We start from the raw sequence: 16,284 nt of genomic DNA on the forward strand, positions 1-16,284 counted from the left end.
AAAGTAAGACATATCGAGATCAATCGCTGAAACCTCTATTACAGGCTTAACCTTTACTGAACTGATATCTAGAAATCCCACGTTGAGACCTAGCGGAATCTCTTTCGCGATGACCTCTGAAACGGTAGAGAGTGGCGACGCAACGAGAGTGACCTGGCTCTTCTCGGATGGGGTAGATCTCATTAAATCTTGGGCCAACTGTGCAGCAGCAGGATTGACATCAACCATGGTGACACTGATGCCCTTTGCAGTGAGAGCTAGACCAATCGATGAACCTATGAGTCCAGAGCCAACAATCCGTACATGAGTAAGTGCCATAAACTCTCGCCCTTATTGAGCGATATCTCGCCGCAGCGCCTTGGCTCCGGCTAGGTAGATATGTGAGATTTCATCGGCTGTACGGGGTGTTTCGACGGTCGCCATCGCCCTGATTACGCGTGGAAGAGCGCCCGTAACATCGATTTCTACAGCACAGAGCAAGGGAGTTGCCTCAAAGCCAACCTCACGAGCAGCCGCTGCCGGGAAAGCGGCCGTCAGGTCTGGGGTGGCGGTCAGTAGCACTGAGATCACATCTGCTACCGGAAGGTCATTGGCTGTAAGTATCTCTGAGAGGAGCTCCTTGGTTCCAGCGGCAATGGCCTCAGCGGTATTGGCCTCAACCTGTATTGCTCCACGGATAGCGCGCACTGACATGGCCAAATCATACCCTCCTTCACTCTCCTGGTTTATATTTATTTAGCATTTTGTCGCTAAAACTATGAATTGTCTTGGGATATTTCAACGATCTCGACGGACCTGCTCTCAGAAGTGCTCGTATTCAAGGTAACCTATAAATATCGATAAATCCTTTTTTACTCACCCAGTTTACGCTCATTTATGTCGATAAATAACTATTTGTTGAGATTGCTTTTTGAATATCGATAAAATGCTTTATAGGTTAACTACTTACATATCGATTTATTATTTTAAATCTAAAGCTTTTTGCAAACTTAGCAATTCACCGTCATTGAGATCACGCCATCTTCCCTCCAGGGTTTCACCCAGGGAGATCGGGCCGAACTTGGTGCGAATCAAGCGGATGACCTCTACTCCGATTGCCTCCATCAGTCGGCGGATGATGTGGTAGCGACCCTCATGGATTGTGACCTCTAACCACGTCGGCGAAAGCTGCTTATAGTCCAAAACGCGAGCCATTCCATCCTCAAGCTCGACTCCGTTTCGCAAGGTCTTTTCGACTCCAGCAGGAAGGGTTCCATCGAATTCGATAATGTAGGTCTTCTCAAGTCCATAGGATGGGTGGGTTGCGCGGAAGGTTAACTCGCCATCATTTGTGAGCAAAATAAGACCTTCTGAATCCTTATCGAGACGTCCTACGTGGAAGAGGCGCTCGGTTCGCAGATCGATAAAGTCAGCCAAGGATGGACGCCCATCAGGGTCGTACATAGTAGACAAAACACCTCTAGGTTTATGAAGCGCTAGATAAGTCTTAGTTATTTGCTGAGATATTGTCTCACTATCAACTTCTACATGAACCTTTTCCGGGTCAAATTTAGCTCCAAGTTCACGGATAACGATCCCATCGACCATGACGCGGCCAGAGATGATCAAGTCGTCCGCTCCCCTACGAGAGGTGACGCCAGCATCTGCGATGATTTTATTGAGGCGAATTTCTGCCATCTGACTTTCCATTTCCGCGGCTATCCATTGAACGACAGTCGACATTGCGCTGCTTCGTTTCTCGCAGCGAGTGGTGGAGAGTGTAGCTGAAGAGTTAGTCTGTCAGCGAATCGAGAATCTCATCGAGCCCATCGATATCTGGCAGATGAGGGGCCAGTGGTGGGAGATCTTCGAGCTTATTGAGCCCAAGGCGTTCGAGGAAGTAGCTAGTGGTCTTATAAAGGATTGCCCCGGTCTCGTTCTCGATTCCATACTCATCGACGAGGCCACGGGTAATCAATGTCTTCATAACAGCTTCAACGTTCACGCCACGGATAGCTGAAACTCGAGCACGAGAGACAGGCTGGCGGTAGGCAATGACGGCGAGAGTCTCGAGAGCCGCCTGGGTGAGGCGATTCTGTTGGCCATCGAGGACGAACTTTTCCACAACTGGGCTAAATTCAGGCGAGCTATAGAAGCGCCATCCCCCGTTGATAGCTTTGAGGGTAAATCCACGATCTTCATAGGAAGATGCAAGGCGCTCGAGGGCATCGACAATCTGATCGACAGTGACTTCAAGGACTGATGCGAGAGTGAGCTCTGTGACAGGCTCATCAACCACCATCAAAATCGCTTCGATAGAGCGTCCCAGGGTTGCTTCATCGTATACATGCGACAGCTGGCCTTCGGCAGGCTCAGTCACGGCCTCAATACTCTCTACTTCGTCTGGCGCAAGATCACTCATCGTCTTCACTCTCTTCTGTGGTCTCAACTACTACTTGAGGGTTTTCAGGCGCAATACCCTCAACCTCTTCTTCAGGGTACTGCTCACTGACAGGGATATCGAACTCAGATGTAGCGAGAATTTCGCCCTCATCAGAACCAACCCAGCTAATTTGAAGCTCGCCAAGAGCGACTACTTGCTCAAAACGCAGTGCGCCTTGGCGGTAGAGGTCGAGTAGGGCGAGGAAACGGGCTACAACGACCAGGGTCGACTCTGCCTCATGGATGAGCGATCTAAAGCTGACTGTGCGGCCTTTGCGTAGGGCCTCAACCACCAAACGAGATTCCTCGGCCACGCTTACGAGGGCGCTATGGAGGTGCTCAACGGCTACCACAGGGGCGACCTTAGGGGTCAATACGCGGTCGGCGATAGCGGCAAAGCGCTCTGGGCCTACTCCGATGAGGACCTCTGGGAGTAGAGTGGAGAGAGCTGGATCGAGAGCAACTACGCGTGGGAATGACTTATCGGCCGCGGCAATTGCCTCTTGGAAGTTGGCTGCAATCTCTTTAAAGGCGCGATATTGCAAGAGGCGAGCGAAGAGGATATCCCTCGCCTCAAGGAGAGCGAGATCTTCCTCATCCTCGATCTCACCGCTGGGCAGAAGCCTGGCTGCCTTAAGGTCAAGTAAGGTCGCCGCAATCACGAGGAATTCGGTCGCCTGATCCAGGCGCCATCCCTCTCCCGAGGCCTCAAGGGCTCGAATAAAGGAGATAAATTCATCGGTGACAAGGCTGAGCGAGACCTCGGTGATATCGAGCTTATGCTTAGAAATTAGCTGAAGGAGCAGGTCAAAGGGACCATCAAAATTATCGAGGTGGACGCTAAAAGCTCCGTCGCTGACGGGAGACTGCGCAGGCGCATCTGGCCCAGAGGTCTCGAGAATATCCACGCGCGAACCTTACTTGGTCTAGTTGCTAGTTGGCGCACATCCCGACTAGAGTCGCGCCAATTGAGAAAGAGGTTTGACGCTTGAACGCTAAATCGACATTTGAGGATGATGTAGTCACCGCTGCAGCTCTCTTCGGAGGAACACCCCATAACTTCCCACTTCCGGCTCCTATTACAGAGCATGGGCAGGCAAAGGTCATCTCTATTTTCAATCAAAAAGGTGGCGTCGGTAAGACAACGACAACAATCAGTCTCGGCGCTGCTCTTGCAGAGCTAGGACGCCGCGTACTGCTCGTCGACTTTGACCCGCAAGGTGGTCTCTCGCTTGGACTCGGTGTCAACGCACATCGACTTCCACTTGAGAACACTGTCTACTACGCACTTCTAGCTCCCGATGCCAACATCGATGAGATCGTTTTGAAGTCATCTGTAGCTAATCTCGATTTCTTGCCTGCTAATAAGGACCTTGTAGGAATCGAAATGAAACTTTCTAGCGATATTTCTGGTCACCTCTATCTCAAGAAAGCGCTCGCACCGCTACGCAATGAGTATGACGTTATTTTGATTGACTGTCAGCCAACTATGGGTCGCCTGGCAATCAACGCGCTTGTAGCATCAGATGAAATTATCGTTCCGATGCAATGCGAAAACTTTGCAATGCATGGATTTATTGAGCTCTCAGAGAATATCGGCAAGGTCCGTGAGGTCTATAACCCAAATCTTAAACTCATTGGAATCATTGCAACGATGTTTGAGAAGAAAACTCTTCACAACCGTGAAGTTATTTCACGCATTATTGAAGGTCATCCAGGCGTTGTATTTGACACTCTTATTTCCAAATCTATTCGATTCTCAGAAGCCACTGTTGCTGGCGAGCCAATCACCGCTTATGCAACATCTTCAGCGGGTGCACAGTCATATCGCCGACTAGCACGCGAACTAATCTCACGAGGAGGCGCACGATGACACGTAGAGCTAGCTTGCCGGGAGCTGACGAACTCTTCCGCAACACAGCACCAGCACTTTCTGCGGTACGCGAAGTTGTTGAACCCACTGTTACAGCACCTTCTGTTGCAGCACCCGTCACTACATCTGCACCTAAGAGCAAGAAGGGTGTTCGCTCAATCCCACGTCGCCGCGTGACACAGGCGGATAAGTCGCCTTCAGGTCGCGAACGCCACGATGAGAAGATCACTGTCTACCTATCCCCTGATGAACTCTTTGATTTAGATCAAGCGCGTTTAATGTTACGCGGAGACCTTGGGCTTGCAGTAGATCGTGGTCGCATAGTTCGCGAATCAATTGCAGTGATCATCGCAGACCTTGAATCAAAGGGAGAACAGAGCATCCTTGCTCGCCGCCTTCGCGGTCTTTAATTTATTTGGATCGAGGGTGCGCGAGCGAGTAACTTTCGCGCACCTTATCTATTGTTACCAGTGTATAGATCTGCGTTGTTGTTACGGATGCATGCCCTAATAGTTCTTGAACAACGCGAATATCCGCCCCACCATCGAGGAGATGGGTTGCATAACTATGCCGAAAGACGTGTGGTGAAACACGACCTTCAAGCCCGGACAATTTTGCTGCCTTCAAGACCGTTAACCATGCTGACTGTCGAGACAATCGAGTGCCTCGAGCGTTGAGAAAGAGCGCCCTCTCCCCCTGTGAATTCTTGGAAAGTAAAGCTGGCCTTACTCGCACCAGGTAATCCTCAATCGCTTCTAGCGCAAATTTACCAAGAGGAACTAATCGCTCTTTAGATCCTTTGCCCCGCAATTTAATAATAGTGATTTCTTCGCCATCAACAGCATCCTTACTAATGTCGCTTACATCAATTCCAACAAGTTCTGCAACTCGAGCCCCAGTACCGTAGAGAATTTCCACCATTGCTCTATCACGTAAGGAATTTGGATCCGCAGGGTTCATGGTGGATTCAATCAACCGAGTAACTTCCTCTACGGAGAGCGCCTTTGGTAATTTGCGAGCCACTTTGAATTGATTGATGTCCACCATGGGATTCACAATTGAATATTCAAGGGCACAGTATTTGTAGAAGCCTTTGAGCGCAGAGAGAAATCTATTGATGGAGGTCGGCGCCAGCCCCCCACTTTTCAATTCACCAATGAGCTGAGAAATTACCGATTCATCAACCATTTCAAAATCGATTGTGCGTTCGTCAATAAGCTCTTCGAACTTCTTGAGGTCACGTGCATAACTGTCAATTGAATTGGTAGAGAGACCACGCTCGATTCGTAGATGATCTAGATAGGTTGAGATTGCAACGTTACATGGAATAGCCATGGGCTACCGCAACCGCCTCATAGCAAACTTTGCCGGCGTGAACATTGAGTCCCTTTGCAAGCGCTGAATCCTTTGCAATCGCAGCTTCCCAACCATTGTTTGCTAGAGAAAGCGCATACGGCAAAGTTGCATTTGTGAGCGCATAGGTAGAGGCAACTGGAACTGCTCCTGGCATATTAGCTACACAATAGAAAATGGCATCGTGTACCTTAAATGTTGGCTCAGCATGAGTTGTCGCGCGAGAATCTTCGAAACAGCCTCCTTGGTCGATTGCAATATCGACAAGAACTGCCCCTGGCTTCATCCCCTTGACTTGCTCATTTGTCACAAGCTTTGGAGCTTTAGCGCCATGCACCAATACCGCTCCTACTACAAGATCAGCTGACTTTACTTCACGATCGATAGCACCATACGTCGATGCAAGAGTCTTAATGCGTCCCTGGTACATCGTGTCTATGTAAGCAAGACGCGGGAGAGAACGATCGAGGACAGTGACATCTGCACCCATGCCCATGGCAATAACCGCGGCATTAAGACCAGCGACACCGCCGCCGATGACAACAACTTTTCCTGGTGCGACACCTGGAACTCCACCTAGGAGAACGCCGCGTCCGCCATTGGGCTTCTGGAGAGCTGTTGCACCGACCTGTGTTGCAAGACGACCGGCAACCTCAGACATCGGAGCAAGAAGCGGAAGTGTTCCGTTGAGTTCAACAGTTTCATAAGCAATGGCAGTTGTTCCACTGTCAATAAGAGCGTCGGTACATGCTTTGCTCGCTGCTAAGTGTAGGTATGTAAAGAGAATCTGCCCCGCTCGAAGACGTGGGTATTCCGCCTCAATCGGTTCTTTTACCTTCAAAATCAGATCGGCATCGCGCCAGATTTTTTCAACATCGTTTTCGATTGATGCGCCAGCCGCAATGTATTGATCATCAGTAATCGCAGAGCCAAGTCCAGCGCCTTTTTCAACAACCACTGAATGACCTGCTCGAATAAATTCCGAAGCTCCTTCTGGAGTTAACGCTACGCGAGCTTCGAGAACTTTAATTTCTTTAGGGACACCGACGAGCATGGTTAGCCTTTCTTCGCAATTGCTGCGGCTACTAGTCCGCTAAATAGTGGATGTGGACGTGTTGGACGGGAACGAAGCTCTGGATGCGCCTGAGTTCCCACATAGTATGGATGAACGTCGCGAGGTAATTCAACAAACTCAACAAGATTCTTTTCTGCAAAAATACCCGAGAAGTTAATTCCTGCCGCCGCAATCTGATCACGATACTTGTTATTGACTTCATAGCGGTGGCGGTGACGTTCGGAGATTTCAGTTTCTCCGTAGACCTCGGCAACAATAGAACCTGGCATTAATTGGGCCTTATAGAGACCCAGACGCATCGAGCCACCCATATCGGCCTCCCCTGCGACGATATCCATCTGTTCTGCCATAGTTGCGATGACATGAGTGCCTGAATCAGGCGTGAATTCGGCTGAGCTTGCATCCTTGATACCTGCAAGATTACGTGCCGCTTCAATCACCATGCATTGAAGTCCGAGACAGAGACCAAGAGTTGGAATCTTATTTTCACGAGCAAATGTAAGAGCGCCGAGTTTTCCTTCGATTCCGCGAATACCGAAACCACCAGGAACGCATATAGCATCCACTGTTCCGAGTTCCTTCTTGGCGCCTTCTGGAGTCTCACAGTTGTCGCTAGGAATCCAGACAATCTCTACCTTTGCGTTATTGGCGAAGCCGCCCGCACGTAGAGCTTCTGAGACGGATAGATATGCATCGGGAAGATCGATGTACTTTCCCACTAAGCCAATTCGAACATGGTGCTGTGGGTGATGAACCTTCTCAAGAAGAGCATCCCACTCGCCCCATTGAACATCGTGGCCACCGAGGTTGAGTCGACGAACGATGTACGAATCAAGTCCTTCATGATTGAGAACCTTTGGAATGTCGTAGATAGATGGGGCATCGACAGCCGCAACCACTGCTTCCATATCAACATCGCACATCAGTGAAATCTTCTTCTTGATGCCTTCAGGAATTGGGCGATCGCAACGAAGAACGATTCCATCCGGAGCAATACCAATACTGCGAAGTGCAGCAATCGAATGTTGTGTTGGTTTTGTCTTCAATTCTCCTGAAGGACCGATGTACGGAACAAGCGAAATATGAAGATAGAAAACATTGTCACGGCCTACCTCTTGGCGAATTTGACGAGCCGCCTCCAGGAATGGTTGCGATTCGATATCTCCGACTGTTCCACCAATTTCAGTAATAACAACGTCGATATCCGGAGAGTCATTGCCGAGCATGCGCTCTTTAATCTCATTGGTGATATGCGGAATTACTTGTACCGTCTCTCCGAGGTATTCACCGCGACGCTCGCGTGCGATCACTCGTGAATAGACCTGACCGGTTGTGACATTGGCTGAACCTTCGAGATTGCGGTCCAAGAATCGCTCGTAGTGCCCGATATCAAGGTCGGTCTCAGCTCCATCATCTGTTACAAAGACTTCGCCATGCTGGAACGGGTTCATTGTGCCCGGATCTACGTTGAGGTATGGATCGAGCTTCTGCATAGTGACGCGGATGCCACGGGCAACAAGGAGGCGGCCAAGGCTTGATGCCGTGAGCCCTTTACCGAGACTGGAGGCGACTCCACCTGTTACGAAGATGTGTTTGGTGACATGTCCATGGCTAGCGTCTTTTTGGCTCATGGGAGTCGAACCTATCATCCTTTAAGGCGTTCACCTCTCATGGCAAGGAGTTCTGCCGCGTGTTCTAGGGCACTGGTCGACTCTTCGAGACCGGCAAGCATGCGAGCAATCTCCTCTACTCGCGCAGATTCTGACAACTTTTCTACTCCGGATTCGACGATCAACCCATCACTGCGTTTTTCAACTCGGAAATGGGTGTCGGCCCAGGCAGCAACTTGAGGGAGGTGCGTTACCACAATTACTTGTGAGCTCTGCGCGAGAAGATGCAATCTGCGGCCCACTTCAATTGCTGCCTTGCCCCCGACTCCAGCATCTACCTCATCAAAAATATAGGTTCCGACGGGATGAGTCTTTGCGATCACAACTTCGAGCGCCAACATAATGCGTGACATTTCGCCGCCAGATGCGCCCTTGCCAATCGCCACAGGAGCAGCAGTTGCATGTGCCTTAATGGAAATTGTTACCTCATCACACCCCAGTGAAGTGAAGTCACTCTCTTTTAGTGCGCCTGAATAATCTGGAGATTCGATATCAATAACCAGTTGTGTATGGGGCATCGAGAGATGTTTCAGTTCTTCTGAGACAGCGCTCGAGAGATTTTCAGCGGCAACACTGCGAGCTCCTGTGAGAACTTGTGCAGCCTTGACTAAATCCTTCTTAATCTTCGCAAGTTCGTTCTCAAGCTCTGCAATTCGATCATCACCTCCACGAAGATCAGCAATATTCTCTCGACCGCTCTTTGCTCGAGCTGCTAGATCTACCATCGCAGCGTCTGGATCAGCGCCTGTCCCCCATTTCTTAACGAAGGCAGTCAGTTCGGCGCGACGCTCCTGAAGCGCATTGAGGCGATCAGGATCAGCTTCTAACGTTGAAAGGTAGGACGAGAGATCGCGAGATGCCTCATCGAGAATGTAGAAACTTTCAGCGATTTGATCGGTGATTGCATCGAGTCGAGAATCACGACCCTTTGCATTTTCGAGTGAACGTTTTGCAGCACCTAGTGTGGTAATCGCACCAGATTCCTCATCAGATATCGCCTCAAATGCACCAGTGCCTGCAATTCTCAGATCTTCAACGCTGGAAAGACGCGAGATTTCATCTACCGTTTTTGCGATTTCACCTCGAGTCGGCTTGAGCTTGCCCCAGCCATCAAGGAATTCTTCGAGTTCAGCTATCTCGCTATCGCGCATCGAAGATGCGTTCTTCATTACTTTAATACGATTCTTGAGCTCGAGGAATGACTCATATTGAATCGAATAGCGAGCAAGAGCATCAGAGATTGCAGAGCCACCAAACCGATCGAGGAGTTCACGTTGCTTGGCTGGCTTTACCAATTGAGTATTTGCGGATTGCCCATGGATCTCAATCAAGTGAGTAGACATCTCGGCGAGAGCGCTTGCAGTAACGGTGGCGCCATTGCAGGATGCCTTGCTCTTGCCTTCTGCGGTAACAGAGCGAGAGAAAATGACCTGCGAATCTTCAATAACTGCATTGTTCTCTTCCAGAATATGGGTGAACTCGTTATTGAGTGGCTGATTCACTAAGAAAGTTGCTGAAGCGGTGAGTCGATCAGAGCCGTGGCGAACAAGGGCGCTATCTGACTTTCCTCCGAGAACTAAGTTGAGGGCGGTAAGAATCATGGTCTTTCCAGCACCGGTTTCTCCGGTTAATACGTTGAGACCTTTGCCAAGTTCAAGGTGAGACTCTTCGATGATTCCAAGATTGCGGATAGAAATCTCTTCTAGATACGTGCGTTCACTCACCACGCCATCCTTCTATGGGAAGTTTGAACTTTGCCACCAAGCGATCAGTGAAAAGGGTTGGATTTACGTGAGCCAATTTGATGGTGTGCGGATTGCGAGTAATCACAACACGGTCTCCCGCGACAAGTGGCAGTTTTCGCAGTGCATCTGCAGAGAGCAACGCCACCTGTGATTCGACAGTTACAACGATTTCCGATTGGGTCGAAACGACCATGGGACGCGAGAAGAGTGCATGTGCTGAAATCGGCAAGAGAACGAGTGCATCAATTTCAGGCCACAGAACAGGCCCACCCGCGCTGAATGCATATGCGGTGGAACCTGTTGGAGTTGAGCAGATCAAACCATCACAACCCCAATGAGAGAGCGGTCTTCGATCGATTTCTACGAAGAGTTCGACCATCGTGGTGCGCTCACGCTCGACAGTAATTTCATTGAGCGCCCACCCTTGTGAAATTTCATTTCCATCACGCATGACGGAGTAACCGAGAACCATTCGGTTTTCATAGACGTAGCTCTTATCTACGATGCTCTTGGCAATGTCAGCGAGTGAAGGCTTAGAAACCTCGGCCAGAAATCCGACATGTCCTAGGTTGATGCCAAGCAGTGGGATTCCGCGAAGGAGAGTAACTTCTGCTCCGCGAAGGATTGTGCCATCTCCCCCCAGAACGATTGCAACTTCTACTTCTCCGATGTTGTCGACTGAAACCGGCGCGATGTTGTCGACTGAAATTTCTGTTGGTGTTACGAGTTCAAAGTCGTGCTGAATCAGAATTGAAGCGAGATCGCGCGCTGCCGAAACTGCTTCGATGCGAGAAGAATTGATCAGTACTACTGCGCGTCGCCTGCTCATGCTGGACCATCCGCAATAGCGCGATCAAGATCGGCCTCCTTGATAGCGGGTGCGCCTCGACGAAGCCATAAGAAATATTCAACATTTCCTGCCGGGCCTGGGAGGGGGCTTGCAGCAATTCCCATAGTGCCTAGGCCAACATCGTAGGCAGATTCAGCAACATCCAAGACTGCTGATTTTCGTAATTCAGGATCGCGAACGACTCCGCCGGCGCCAAGTTTTTCACGACCCACTTCAAATTGCGGTTTCACCATCAGAACGAAGTCTGCATCTGGTCGCGAGACGGCAGCGAGAGCAGGCAGAACTAATGAGAGTGAGATAAAGGAGAGGTCCGCAACTACAAGTGCAATTTCTTCTCCGACCTGGTCGCCAGTGAGATGGCGAATATTGGTGCGATCTAGAACTTTGACGCGCTCATCGGTGCGGAGCTCCCATGCAAGTTGCCCATATCCCACATCAACTGCAACAACTTTCTTGGCACCCCGACGCAACAGAACATCGGTAAAGCCACCAGTAGACGCTCCGGCATCTAGACAGGTCTTACCTTCAACTACTACATCTGTGAAGACATCGAGGGCACCGGCGAGCTTATGCCCACCACGAGATACAAAGTCATCGCGATTTCCCTGGATAACAATGGATGTCTCGGCATCAACTTGTGTTGCAGGCTTTGTTGCAGGAATTCCATTGACCAATACCGAACGAGATTCGATTAAATCCGCAGCCTGCTCGCGCGAACGTGCAAGTTCGCGGCGGACGAGTTCTGCATCGAGTCTGGTCTTCATATGGTTTTACTTATTAGAGGCCATCGATTGAGTTGAGTGAATCCTGAAGTTTCTTGTGAAGCGCTTCAAAACGAGCGACATGTTCTGATGGATCTGACGCATCAATCTCTTCGAGTTCGCGGCGGACCCCATCTACGATTGATTCTTCAGTTGTCTCAGAATGCACTTGGTTCATCTGGTCGCTCATTACTTGCTCGCTTTCGCTTTTACTGTTTTCGCGCTCTTCTTGGGAGCGCTCTTTGCAACCTTCTTCACTGGCTTTGCGGTTTGCTTCTTACTGCCTTCGAGTTGTGCAACACGTGCTACGAGCTTGTCATATTCCTCGCGCTTAATAAAACCCATCTTCGAAACCGTAGTCTCGACTTCTTCAGCAATTTTCGCTTTGACGGATTCAGCGCTCTCGCGAGCCCAATCGTTGAAGGCTGATGCAACCTCTGTAGGAGTTCGCTCTCCTTCAGTCAGCTGATGAAAGTAGCTCTTGAGAGTTGAGAGAAGTTCGCCAGCAGGAGTCTTAGCCATGAGGTAAGAGTAACGGCTTACAGTGATGAAGTGCCCGCCATAGGCTGGCTATAGGCGCGTGATGCTCTCGCCCTCAATCTGCCAGCGACTTGCAAGTCCGGCAGGGCCTTGCCAGAAACGTCTACGGACTGCGCCAGAAACTTCAACCCACTCCCCTGGTTTGAGAGAGAGCGCGGTGCGACGGGATTTTGCACTCCAGGCAGCTATATCAAGGGTATCAACACCCTCGCGCTCGGCGCGTGTGACTATGAGACGGAATTCAACAACATGCTCTCCGCTTGGCAGTTCACGATCTATCGCGTGAGCCGAGACTCTGCCTCTTAATAGACAATCATTGAGCGAGAAATCTTCTCCCTCTGAAACTTCTGACTTCTTCTTTGCTGTCATCTGTGAACCTCCATCAATAAATGAAGGCGAGATTCTTAAGGATAAATGGCTATCGGAATAAGAACTGAGTGGACGCTGTGGATAGAACTATGCCTGTGCACGTTCTGCTGCATCAGTCTCTTCATCTACATCGAGAAGAGCACACTTGCCAAACCACTCGCGAGCCTCTTCGAGTCGACCAGATGCAGCAAGCGCATCAGCGTACGCATAACGAATACGAAGCGACCATGGTTCGCGATCGTTCTGAAGTTCGCGACATTGCAGAGTGACAACAGCTGCATCAAACTCACCGAGATCGCGACGAGCACCTGCTGCAACGATGCGCATCTCAATTTCTTCAGCCTTGCCAAGACGTGAAACCTCTGGAGAACCAGCCATTTTCAGGGCTTTCAGTGGATTTCCAAGACCTCGCTCACAATCTGCCATCACTGGCCATGCTGTGACATCACCAGAGATTCGATTGGCGGCGCGCAATTCTTTCAATGCAATTTCATAATGGCCTGCACGGTATGCGGCATATCCAGCTGTCTCGCGAACTACTGCAAGACGACCTGCATGATACGCAGCAGCGGTCGCATGTTTATGTGCAAGCTCTGGATCAATATCCATATATAGGTTAACGCAGACCATATGGCTTGCAACTACCTTTGCATTTTCGGCAGAGAGACTGAGCAGCTCCGCGCGAACACTCTTCTCTAGCTCTTCGCCAGTGACATGCTCTGGAATATCGGGCTCAAAGATGCGTGGACGCACGCGGGATGGGTCGCGATCCATCGGTGTTGGACGAAATCCGCGAGGATCGCTGACTGAGCGACCATCGGAGACATTGCGAGTGGCACCGGCGCGGTCATCCCGACCGCCACGACCTGTGTTGCGTACATCTCCGGGACGTGATGGACGATCTCCGGGACGTGATGGACGGCCAGAAGAGGGACGACCAGATCCTGAAGGACGTCCATTTCCTGGACGGCTAGGTCGTTCGTTGCGTTCATTCATCGCTCTCTCCCATCGAGTGCATTTACATTGTCAAGAAAACAAAAAGGGCGCCCACATTGCTGTAAGCGCCCTTTTTATAATGTAAGTCCGGCATCGTTCTACTCTCCCACAAGGTCACCCGTGCAGTACCATCGACGCTGTGAGGCTTAACTTCCGGGTTCGGAATGGGACCGGGTGTTTCCCTCACGCTATGGATGCCGAAACGCTATTGAGTTTTTGGACGTTAAATCACTAAGTAAGCCTGACCAGAAAATAATCTGATCTTCTTTATTAGCGACTCTCGACCGTATCTCGAGAGCCACACAGTGGACGCGTAGCAACTTTGTAGTTAAATCCTCGGCCTATTAGTAGTGGTCAGCTCCAAGCCTTACGGCTCTTCCACTTCCACCCTATCAACCCAGTAGTCTAGCTGGGGGCCTTACTTGGTAAACCAATGAGAAACCTAATCTTGAAGCGAGCTTCCCGCTTAGATGCTTTCAGCGGTTATCCCTTCCGAACGTAGCTAATCGGCGGTGCTCCTGGCGGAACAACCGACACACCAGAGGTTCGTCCGACCCGGTCCTCTCGTACTAGGGTCAGCCCTTCTCAAGTTTCTTACGCGCACAGAAGATAGGGACCGAACTGTCTCACGACGTTCTGAACCCAGCTCGCGTGCCTCTTTAATGGGCGAACAGCCCAACCCTTGGGACCTACTCCAGCCCCAGGATGCGACGAGCCGACATCGAGGTGCCAAACCATGCCGTCGATATGGACTCTTGGGCAAGATCAGCCTGTTATCCCCGAGGTACCTTTTATCCGTTGAGCGACAGCGCTTCCACAAGCCACTGCCGGATCACTAGTCCCGACTTTCGTCCCTGCTCGACTTGTCAGTCTCACAGTCAAGCTCCCTTGTGCACTTACACTCGTCACCTGATTACCAACCAGGTTGAGGGAACCTTTGGGCGCCTCCGTTACTTTTTAGGAGGCAACCGCCCCAGTTAAACTACCCATCAGGCACTGTCCCTGACCCGGATTACGGGCCGAAGTTAGATGTCCAAAGTGACCAGAGTGGTATTTCAACGATGACTCCACCCGAACTGGCGTCCGGGCTTCAACGTCTCCCACCTATCCTACACAAGCCACTCCGAACACCAATACCAAACTATAGTAAAGGTCTCGGGGTCTTTCCGTCCTGCTGCGCGTAACGAGCATCTTTACTCGTACTGCAATTTCGCCGAGTTTATGGTTGAGACAGCGGGGAAGTCGTTACTCCATTCGTGCAGGTCGGAACTTACCCGACAAGGAATTTCGCTACCTTAGGATGGTTATAGTTACCACCGCCGTTTACTGGGGCTTAAATTCTCAGCTTCGCCCGTAAGGGCTAACCGGTCCTCTTAACCTTCCAGCACCGGGCAGGAGTCAGTCCGTATACATCGTCTTGCGACTTCGCACGGACCTGTGTTTTTAGTAAACAGTCGCTTCCCCCTGGTCTCTGCGGCCCCGATCCCCTCCCGGACGCGAAGTCCGTTCAAGGTTGGGGCCCCCCTTCTCCCGAAGTTACGGGGGCATTTTGCCGAGTTCCTTAACCATAATTCTCTCGATCGCCTTAGTATTCTCTACCTGATCACCTGTGTCGGTTTGGGGTACGGGCGGCTAAAACCTCGCGTCGATGCTTTTCTCGGCAGCATAGGATCACCAAATCCCCCCAAACGGGGGTCCCATCAGATCTCAGGCACATTGAGTGGCGGATTTGCCTACCACTCGCCCTACATCCTTAGACCGGGACAACCATCGCCCGGCTCGGCTACCTTCCTGCGTCACACCTGTTAATACGCTTGCCTCCCAGGATCAGGTCCCGCGCTCCACCAAAACCCTTCACCCACAAGGGGTGTCGGGCAGGTCTCGGGCGGTTAGTATCCCCTGTTCAACATGGACGGTTTTTCGCCGGTACGGGAATATCAACCCGTTGTCCATCGACTACGCCTGTCGGCCTCGCCTTAGGTCCCGACTTACCCAGGGCAGATTAGCTTGACCCTGGAACCCTTGATCAATCGGCGCACGGGTTTCTCACCCGTGATTCGCTACTCATGCCTGCATTCTCACTCGTGTCACATCCACACCTGGATCACTCCGGCGCTTCACCCGTGACACGACGCTCCCCTACCCAACCATGCCCCTGAACCACGAAGGCTTGGGTTGATACACGGTTGCCATGGCTTCGGCGGATGGCTTGAGCCCCGCTACATTGTCGGCGCGGAATCACTTGACCAGTGAGCTATTACGCACTCTTTCAAGGGTGGCTGCTTCCAAGCCAACCTCCTGGTTGTCACTGCGACTCCACATCCTTTTCCACTTAGTCACCGCTTAGGGGCCTTAGCTGATGGTCTGGGCTGTTTCCCTCTCGACTACGGAGCTTATCCCCCGCAGTCTCACTGCTGCGCTCTCACTTACCGGCATTCGGAGTTTGGCTAACGTCAGTAACCTTGTAGGGCCCATTAGCTATCCAGTGCTCTACCTCCGGCAAGAAACACACAACGCTGCACCTAAATGCATTTCGGGGAGAACCAGCTATCACGAAGTTTGATTGGCCTTTCACCCCTATCCACAGGTCATCCCCTCAGTTTTCAACCTAAGTGGGTTCGGTCCTCCACG

General features: G+C 50.9%; 17 protein-coding genes and 2 rRNA genes. 2 read left to right on the top strand and 17 right to left on the bottom strand.

Annotated elements, in window-relative coordinates; all coding sequences use genetic code 11:
* The 5 genes from ACKOVI_RS03705 to ACKOVI_RS03725 all read right to left on the bottom strand — a co-directional run.
* On the bottom strand, positions 1-318 hold a 318-nt coding region (locus ACKOVI_RS03705), incomplete at its 3' end, for a 3-hydroxyacyl-CoA dehydrogenase NAD-binding domain-containing protein (protein WP_509602684.1).
* A 12-nt stretch (positions 319-330) separates the two neighbouring features.
* Positions 331-693 carry a chorismate mutase gene (aroH, locus tag ACKOVI_RS03710; RefSeq protein WP_509602685.1) on the bottom strand — a complete coding sequence of 121 codons (363 nt, stop codon included), beginning with the start codon at positions 691-693 and terminating at the stop codon, positions 331-333.
* A gap of 267 nt (positions 694-960) precedes the next feature.
* Positions 961-1,677: a pseudouridine synthase gene (locus ACKOVI_RS03715; RefSeq protein ID WP_509602687.1), complete on the bottom strand. Its 717-nt coding sequence runs from the start codon at positions 1,675-1,677 to the stop codon at positions 961-963.
* A gap of 94 nt (positions 1,678-1,771) precedes the next feature.
* A complete protein-coding gene (scpB, locus tag ACKOVI_RS03720) occupies positions 1,772-2,281 on the bottom strand; it encodes an SMC-Scp complex subunit ScpB (protein WP_509602702.1) in 510 nt (169 codons plus the stop codon).
* 112 nt (positions 2,282-2,393) lie between these two features.
* The gene (locus ACKOVI_RS03725) at positions 2,394-3,329 is read right to left on the bottom strand and encodes a segregation and condensation protein A (RefSeq protein ID WP_509602688.1); all 936 of its coding nucleotides are present in this window, start codon (positions 3,327-3,329) and stop codon (positions 2,394-2,396) included.
* Between the two features lie 80 nt (positions 3,330-3,409).
* On the opposite strand from ACKOVI_RS03725, the gene ACKOVI_RS03730 reads away from it, so the two are divergent.
* Positions 3,410-4,294 (top strand): ParA family protein, encoded by an 885-nt coding sequence (locus tag ACKOVI_RS03730; RefSeq protein ID WP_509602689.1) that lies wholly within the window; start codon positions 3,410-3,412, stop codon positions 4,292-4,294.
* Positions 4,291-4,704: a hypothetical protein gene (locus tag ACKOVI_RS03735; protein ID WP_509602690.1), complete on the top strand. Its 414-nt coding sequence runs from the start codon at positions 4,291-4,293 to the stop codon at positions 4,702-4,704. The genes ACKOVI_RS03730 and ACKOVI_RS03735 overlap by 4 nt, the downstream gene beginning before the upstream one ends.
* A gap of 1 nt (position 4,705) precedes the next feature.
* On the opposite strand, the gene ACKOVI_RS03740 is transcribed toward ACKOVI_RS03735, so the two are convergent.
* The 12 genes from ACKOVI_RS03740 to ACKOVI_RS03795 all read right to left on the bottom strand — a co-directional run.
* Positions 4,706-5,629 (bottom strand): site-specific tyrosine recombinase, encoded by a 924-nt coding sequence (locus ACKOVI_RS03740; RefSeq protein ID WP_509602691.1) that lies wholly within the window; start codon positions 5,627-5,629, stop codon positions 4,706-4,708.
* Complete coding sequence (gene ald, locus ACKOVI_RS03745; protein WP_509602693.1) at positions 5,613-6,701, bottom strand: alanine dehydrogenase; 1,089 nt, start codon at positions 6,699-6,701, stop codon at positions 5,613-5,615. Before ald ends, ACKOVI_RS03740 begins: the two co-directional genes overlap by 17 nt.
* Before the next feature lie 2 nt (positions 6,702-6,703).
* Positions 6,704-8,353, bottom strand: coding sequence for a CTP synthase (pyrG, locus tag ACKOVI_RS03750; protein ID WP_509602694.1), 1,650 nt, complete (start codon positions 8,351-8,353; stop codon positions 6,704-6,706).
* 14 nt (positions 8,354-8,367) lie between these two features.
* Positions 8,368-10,116, bottom strand: coding sequence for a DNA repair protein RecN (recN, locus tag ACKOVI_RS03755; RefSeq protein ID WP_509602695.1), 1,749 nt, complete (start codon positions 10,114-10,116; stop codon positions 8,368-8,370).
* Positions 10,109-10,966, bottom strand: coding sequence for an NAD kinase (locus tag ACKOVI_RS03760; RefSeq protein WP_509602696.1), 858 nt, complete (start codon positions 10,964-10,966; stop codon positions 10,109-10,111). Before ACKOVI_RS03760 ends, recN begins: the two co-directional genes overlap by 8 nt.
* Entirely contained in the window at positions 10,963-11,751 is a 789-nt protein-coding gene (locus tag ACKOVI_RS03765) for a TlyA family RNA methyltransferase (RefSeq protein WP_509602697.1), read from the bottom strand. Before ACKOVI_RS03765 ends, ACKOVI_RS03760 begins: the two co-directional genes overlap by 4 nt.
* A gap of 13 nt (positions 11,752-11,764) precedes the next feature.
* Positions 11,765-11,926: a hypothetical protein gene (locus tag ACKOVI_RS03770; protein WP_509602698.1), complete on the bottom strand. Its 162-nt coding sequence runs from the start codon at positions 11,924-11,926 to the stop codon at positions 11,765-11,767.
* Between the two features lie 11 nt (positions 11,927-11,937).
* Positions 11,938-12,270: a hypothetical protein gene (locus ACKOVI_RS03775; protein ID WP_509602699.1), complete on the bottom strand. Its 333-nt coding sequence runs from the start codon at positions 12,268-12,270 to the stop codon at positions 11,938-11,940.
* Between the two features lie 48 nt (positions 12,271-12,318).
* Positions 12,319-12,657 carry a single-stranded DNA-binding protein gene (locus ACKOVI_RS03780; protein ID WP_509602700.1) on the bottom strand — a complete coding sequence of 113 codons (339 nt, stop codon included), beginning with the start codon at positions 12,655-12,657 and terminating at the stop codon, positions 12,319-12,321.
* Between the two features lie 87 nt (positions 12,658-12,744).
* Entirely contained in the window at positions 12,745-13,653 is a 909-nt protein-coding gene (locus tag ACKOVI_RS03785) for a hypothetical protein (RefSeq protein WP_509602701.1), read from the bottom strand.
* Between the two features lie 85 nt (positions 13,654-13,738).
* Positions 13,739-13,855: ribosomal RNA gene (gene rrf / locus ACKOVI_RS03790) — 5S ribosomal RNA — on the bottom strand.
* Positions 13,856-13,977: 122 nt separating this feature from the next.
* Positions 13,978-16,284: ribosomal RNA gene (locus ACKOVI_RS03795) — 23S ribosomal RNA — on the bottom strand; the annotation flags it as partial.

The organism is Candidatus Planktophila sp., assembly GCF_046070465.1.
In the GTDB taxonomy this organism is placed as follows: Bacteria; Actinomycetota; Actinomycetes; order Nanopelagicales; family Nanopelagicaceae; genus Planktophila.

What these genes read in the sequence shown, in the direction of transcription:
- aroH (WP_509602685.1), bottom strand. Translation starts at nt 693, where the DNA reads ATGTCAGTGCGCGCTATCCGTGGAGCAATACAGGTTGAGGCCAATACC.
- ACKOVI_RS03715 (WP_509602687.1), bottom strand. Translation starts at nt 1,677, where the DNA reads ATGGCAGAAATTCGCCTCAATAAAATCATCGCAGATGCTGGCGTCACC.
- scpB (WP_509602702.1), bottom strand. Translation starts at nt 2,281, where the DNA reads ATGGTGGTTGATGAGCCTGTCACAGAGCTCACTCTCGCATCAGTCCTT.
- ACKOVI_RS03735 (WP_509602690.1), top strand. Translation starts at nt 4,291, where the DNA reads ATGACACGTAGAGCTAGCTTGCCGGGAGCTGACGAACTCTTCCGCAAC.
- ACKOVI_RS03740 (WP_509602691.1), bottom strand. Translation starts at nt 5,629, where the DNA reads ATGGCTATTCCATGTAACGTTGCAATCTCAACCTATCTAGATCATCTA.
- ald (WP_509602693.1), bottom strand. Translation starts at nt 6,701, where the DNA reads ATGCTCGTCGGTGTCCCTAAAGAAATTAAAGTTCTCGAAGCTCGCGTA.
- pyrG (WP_509602694.1), bottom strand. Translation starts at nt 8,353, where the DNA reads ATGAGCCAAAAAGACGCTAGCCATGGACATGTCACCAAACACATCTTC.
- ACKOVI_RS03760 (WP_509602696.1), bottom strand. Translation starts at nt 10,966, where the DNA reads ATGAGCAGGCGACGCGCAGTAGTACTGATCAATTCTTCTCGCATCGAA.
- ACKOVI_RS03765 (WP_509602697.1), bottom strand. Translation starts at nt 11,751, where the DNA reads ATGAAGACCAGACTCGATGCAGAACTCGTCCGCCGCGAACTTGCACGT.
- ACKOVI_RS03770 (WP_509602698.1), bottom strand. Translation starts at nt 11,926, where the DNA reads ATGAACCAAGTGCATTCTGAGACAACTGAAGAATCAATCGTAGATGGG.
- ACKOVI_RS03775 (WP_509602699.1), bottom strand. Translation starts at nt 12,270, where the DNA reads ATGGCTAAGACTCCTGCTGGCGAACTTCTCTCAACTCTCAAGAGCTAC.
- ACKOVI_RS03780 (WP_509602700.1), bottom strand. Translation starts at nt 12,657, where the DNA reads ATGACAGCAAAGAAGAAGTCAGAAGTTTCAGAGGGAGAAGATTTCTCG.
- ACKOVI_RS03785 (WP_509602701.1), bottom strand. Translation starts at nt 13,653, where the DNA reads ATGAATGAACGCAACGAACGACCTAGCCGTCCAGGAAATGGACGTCCT.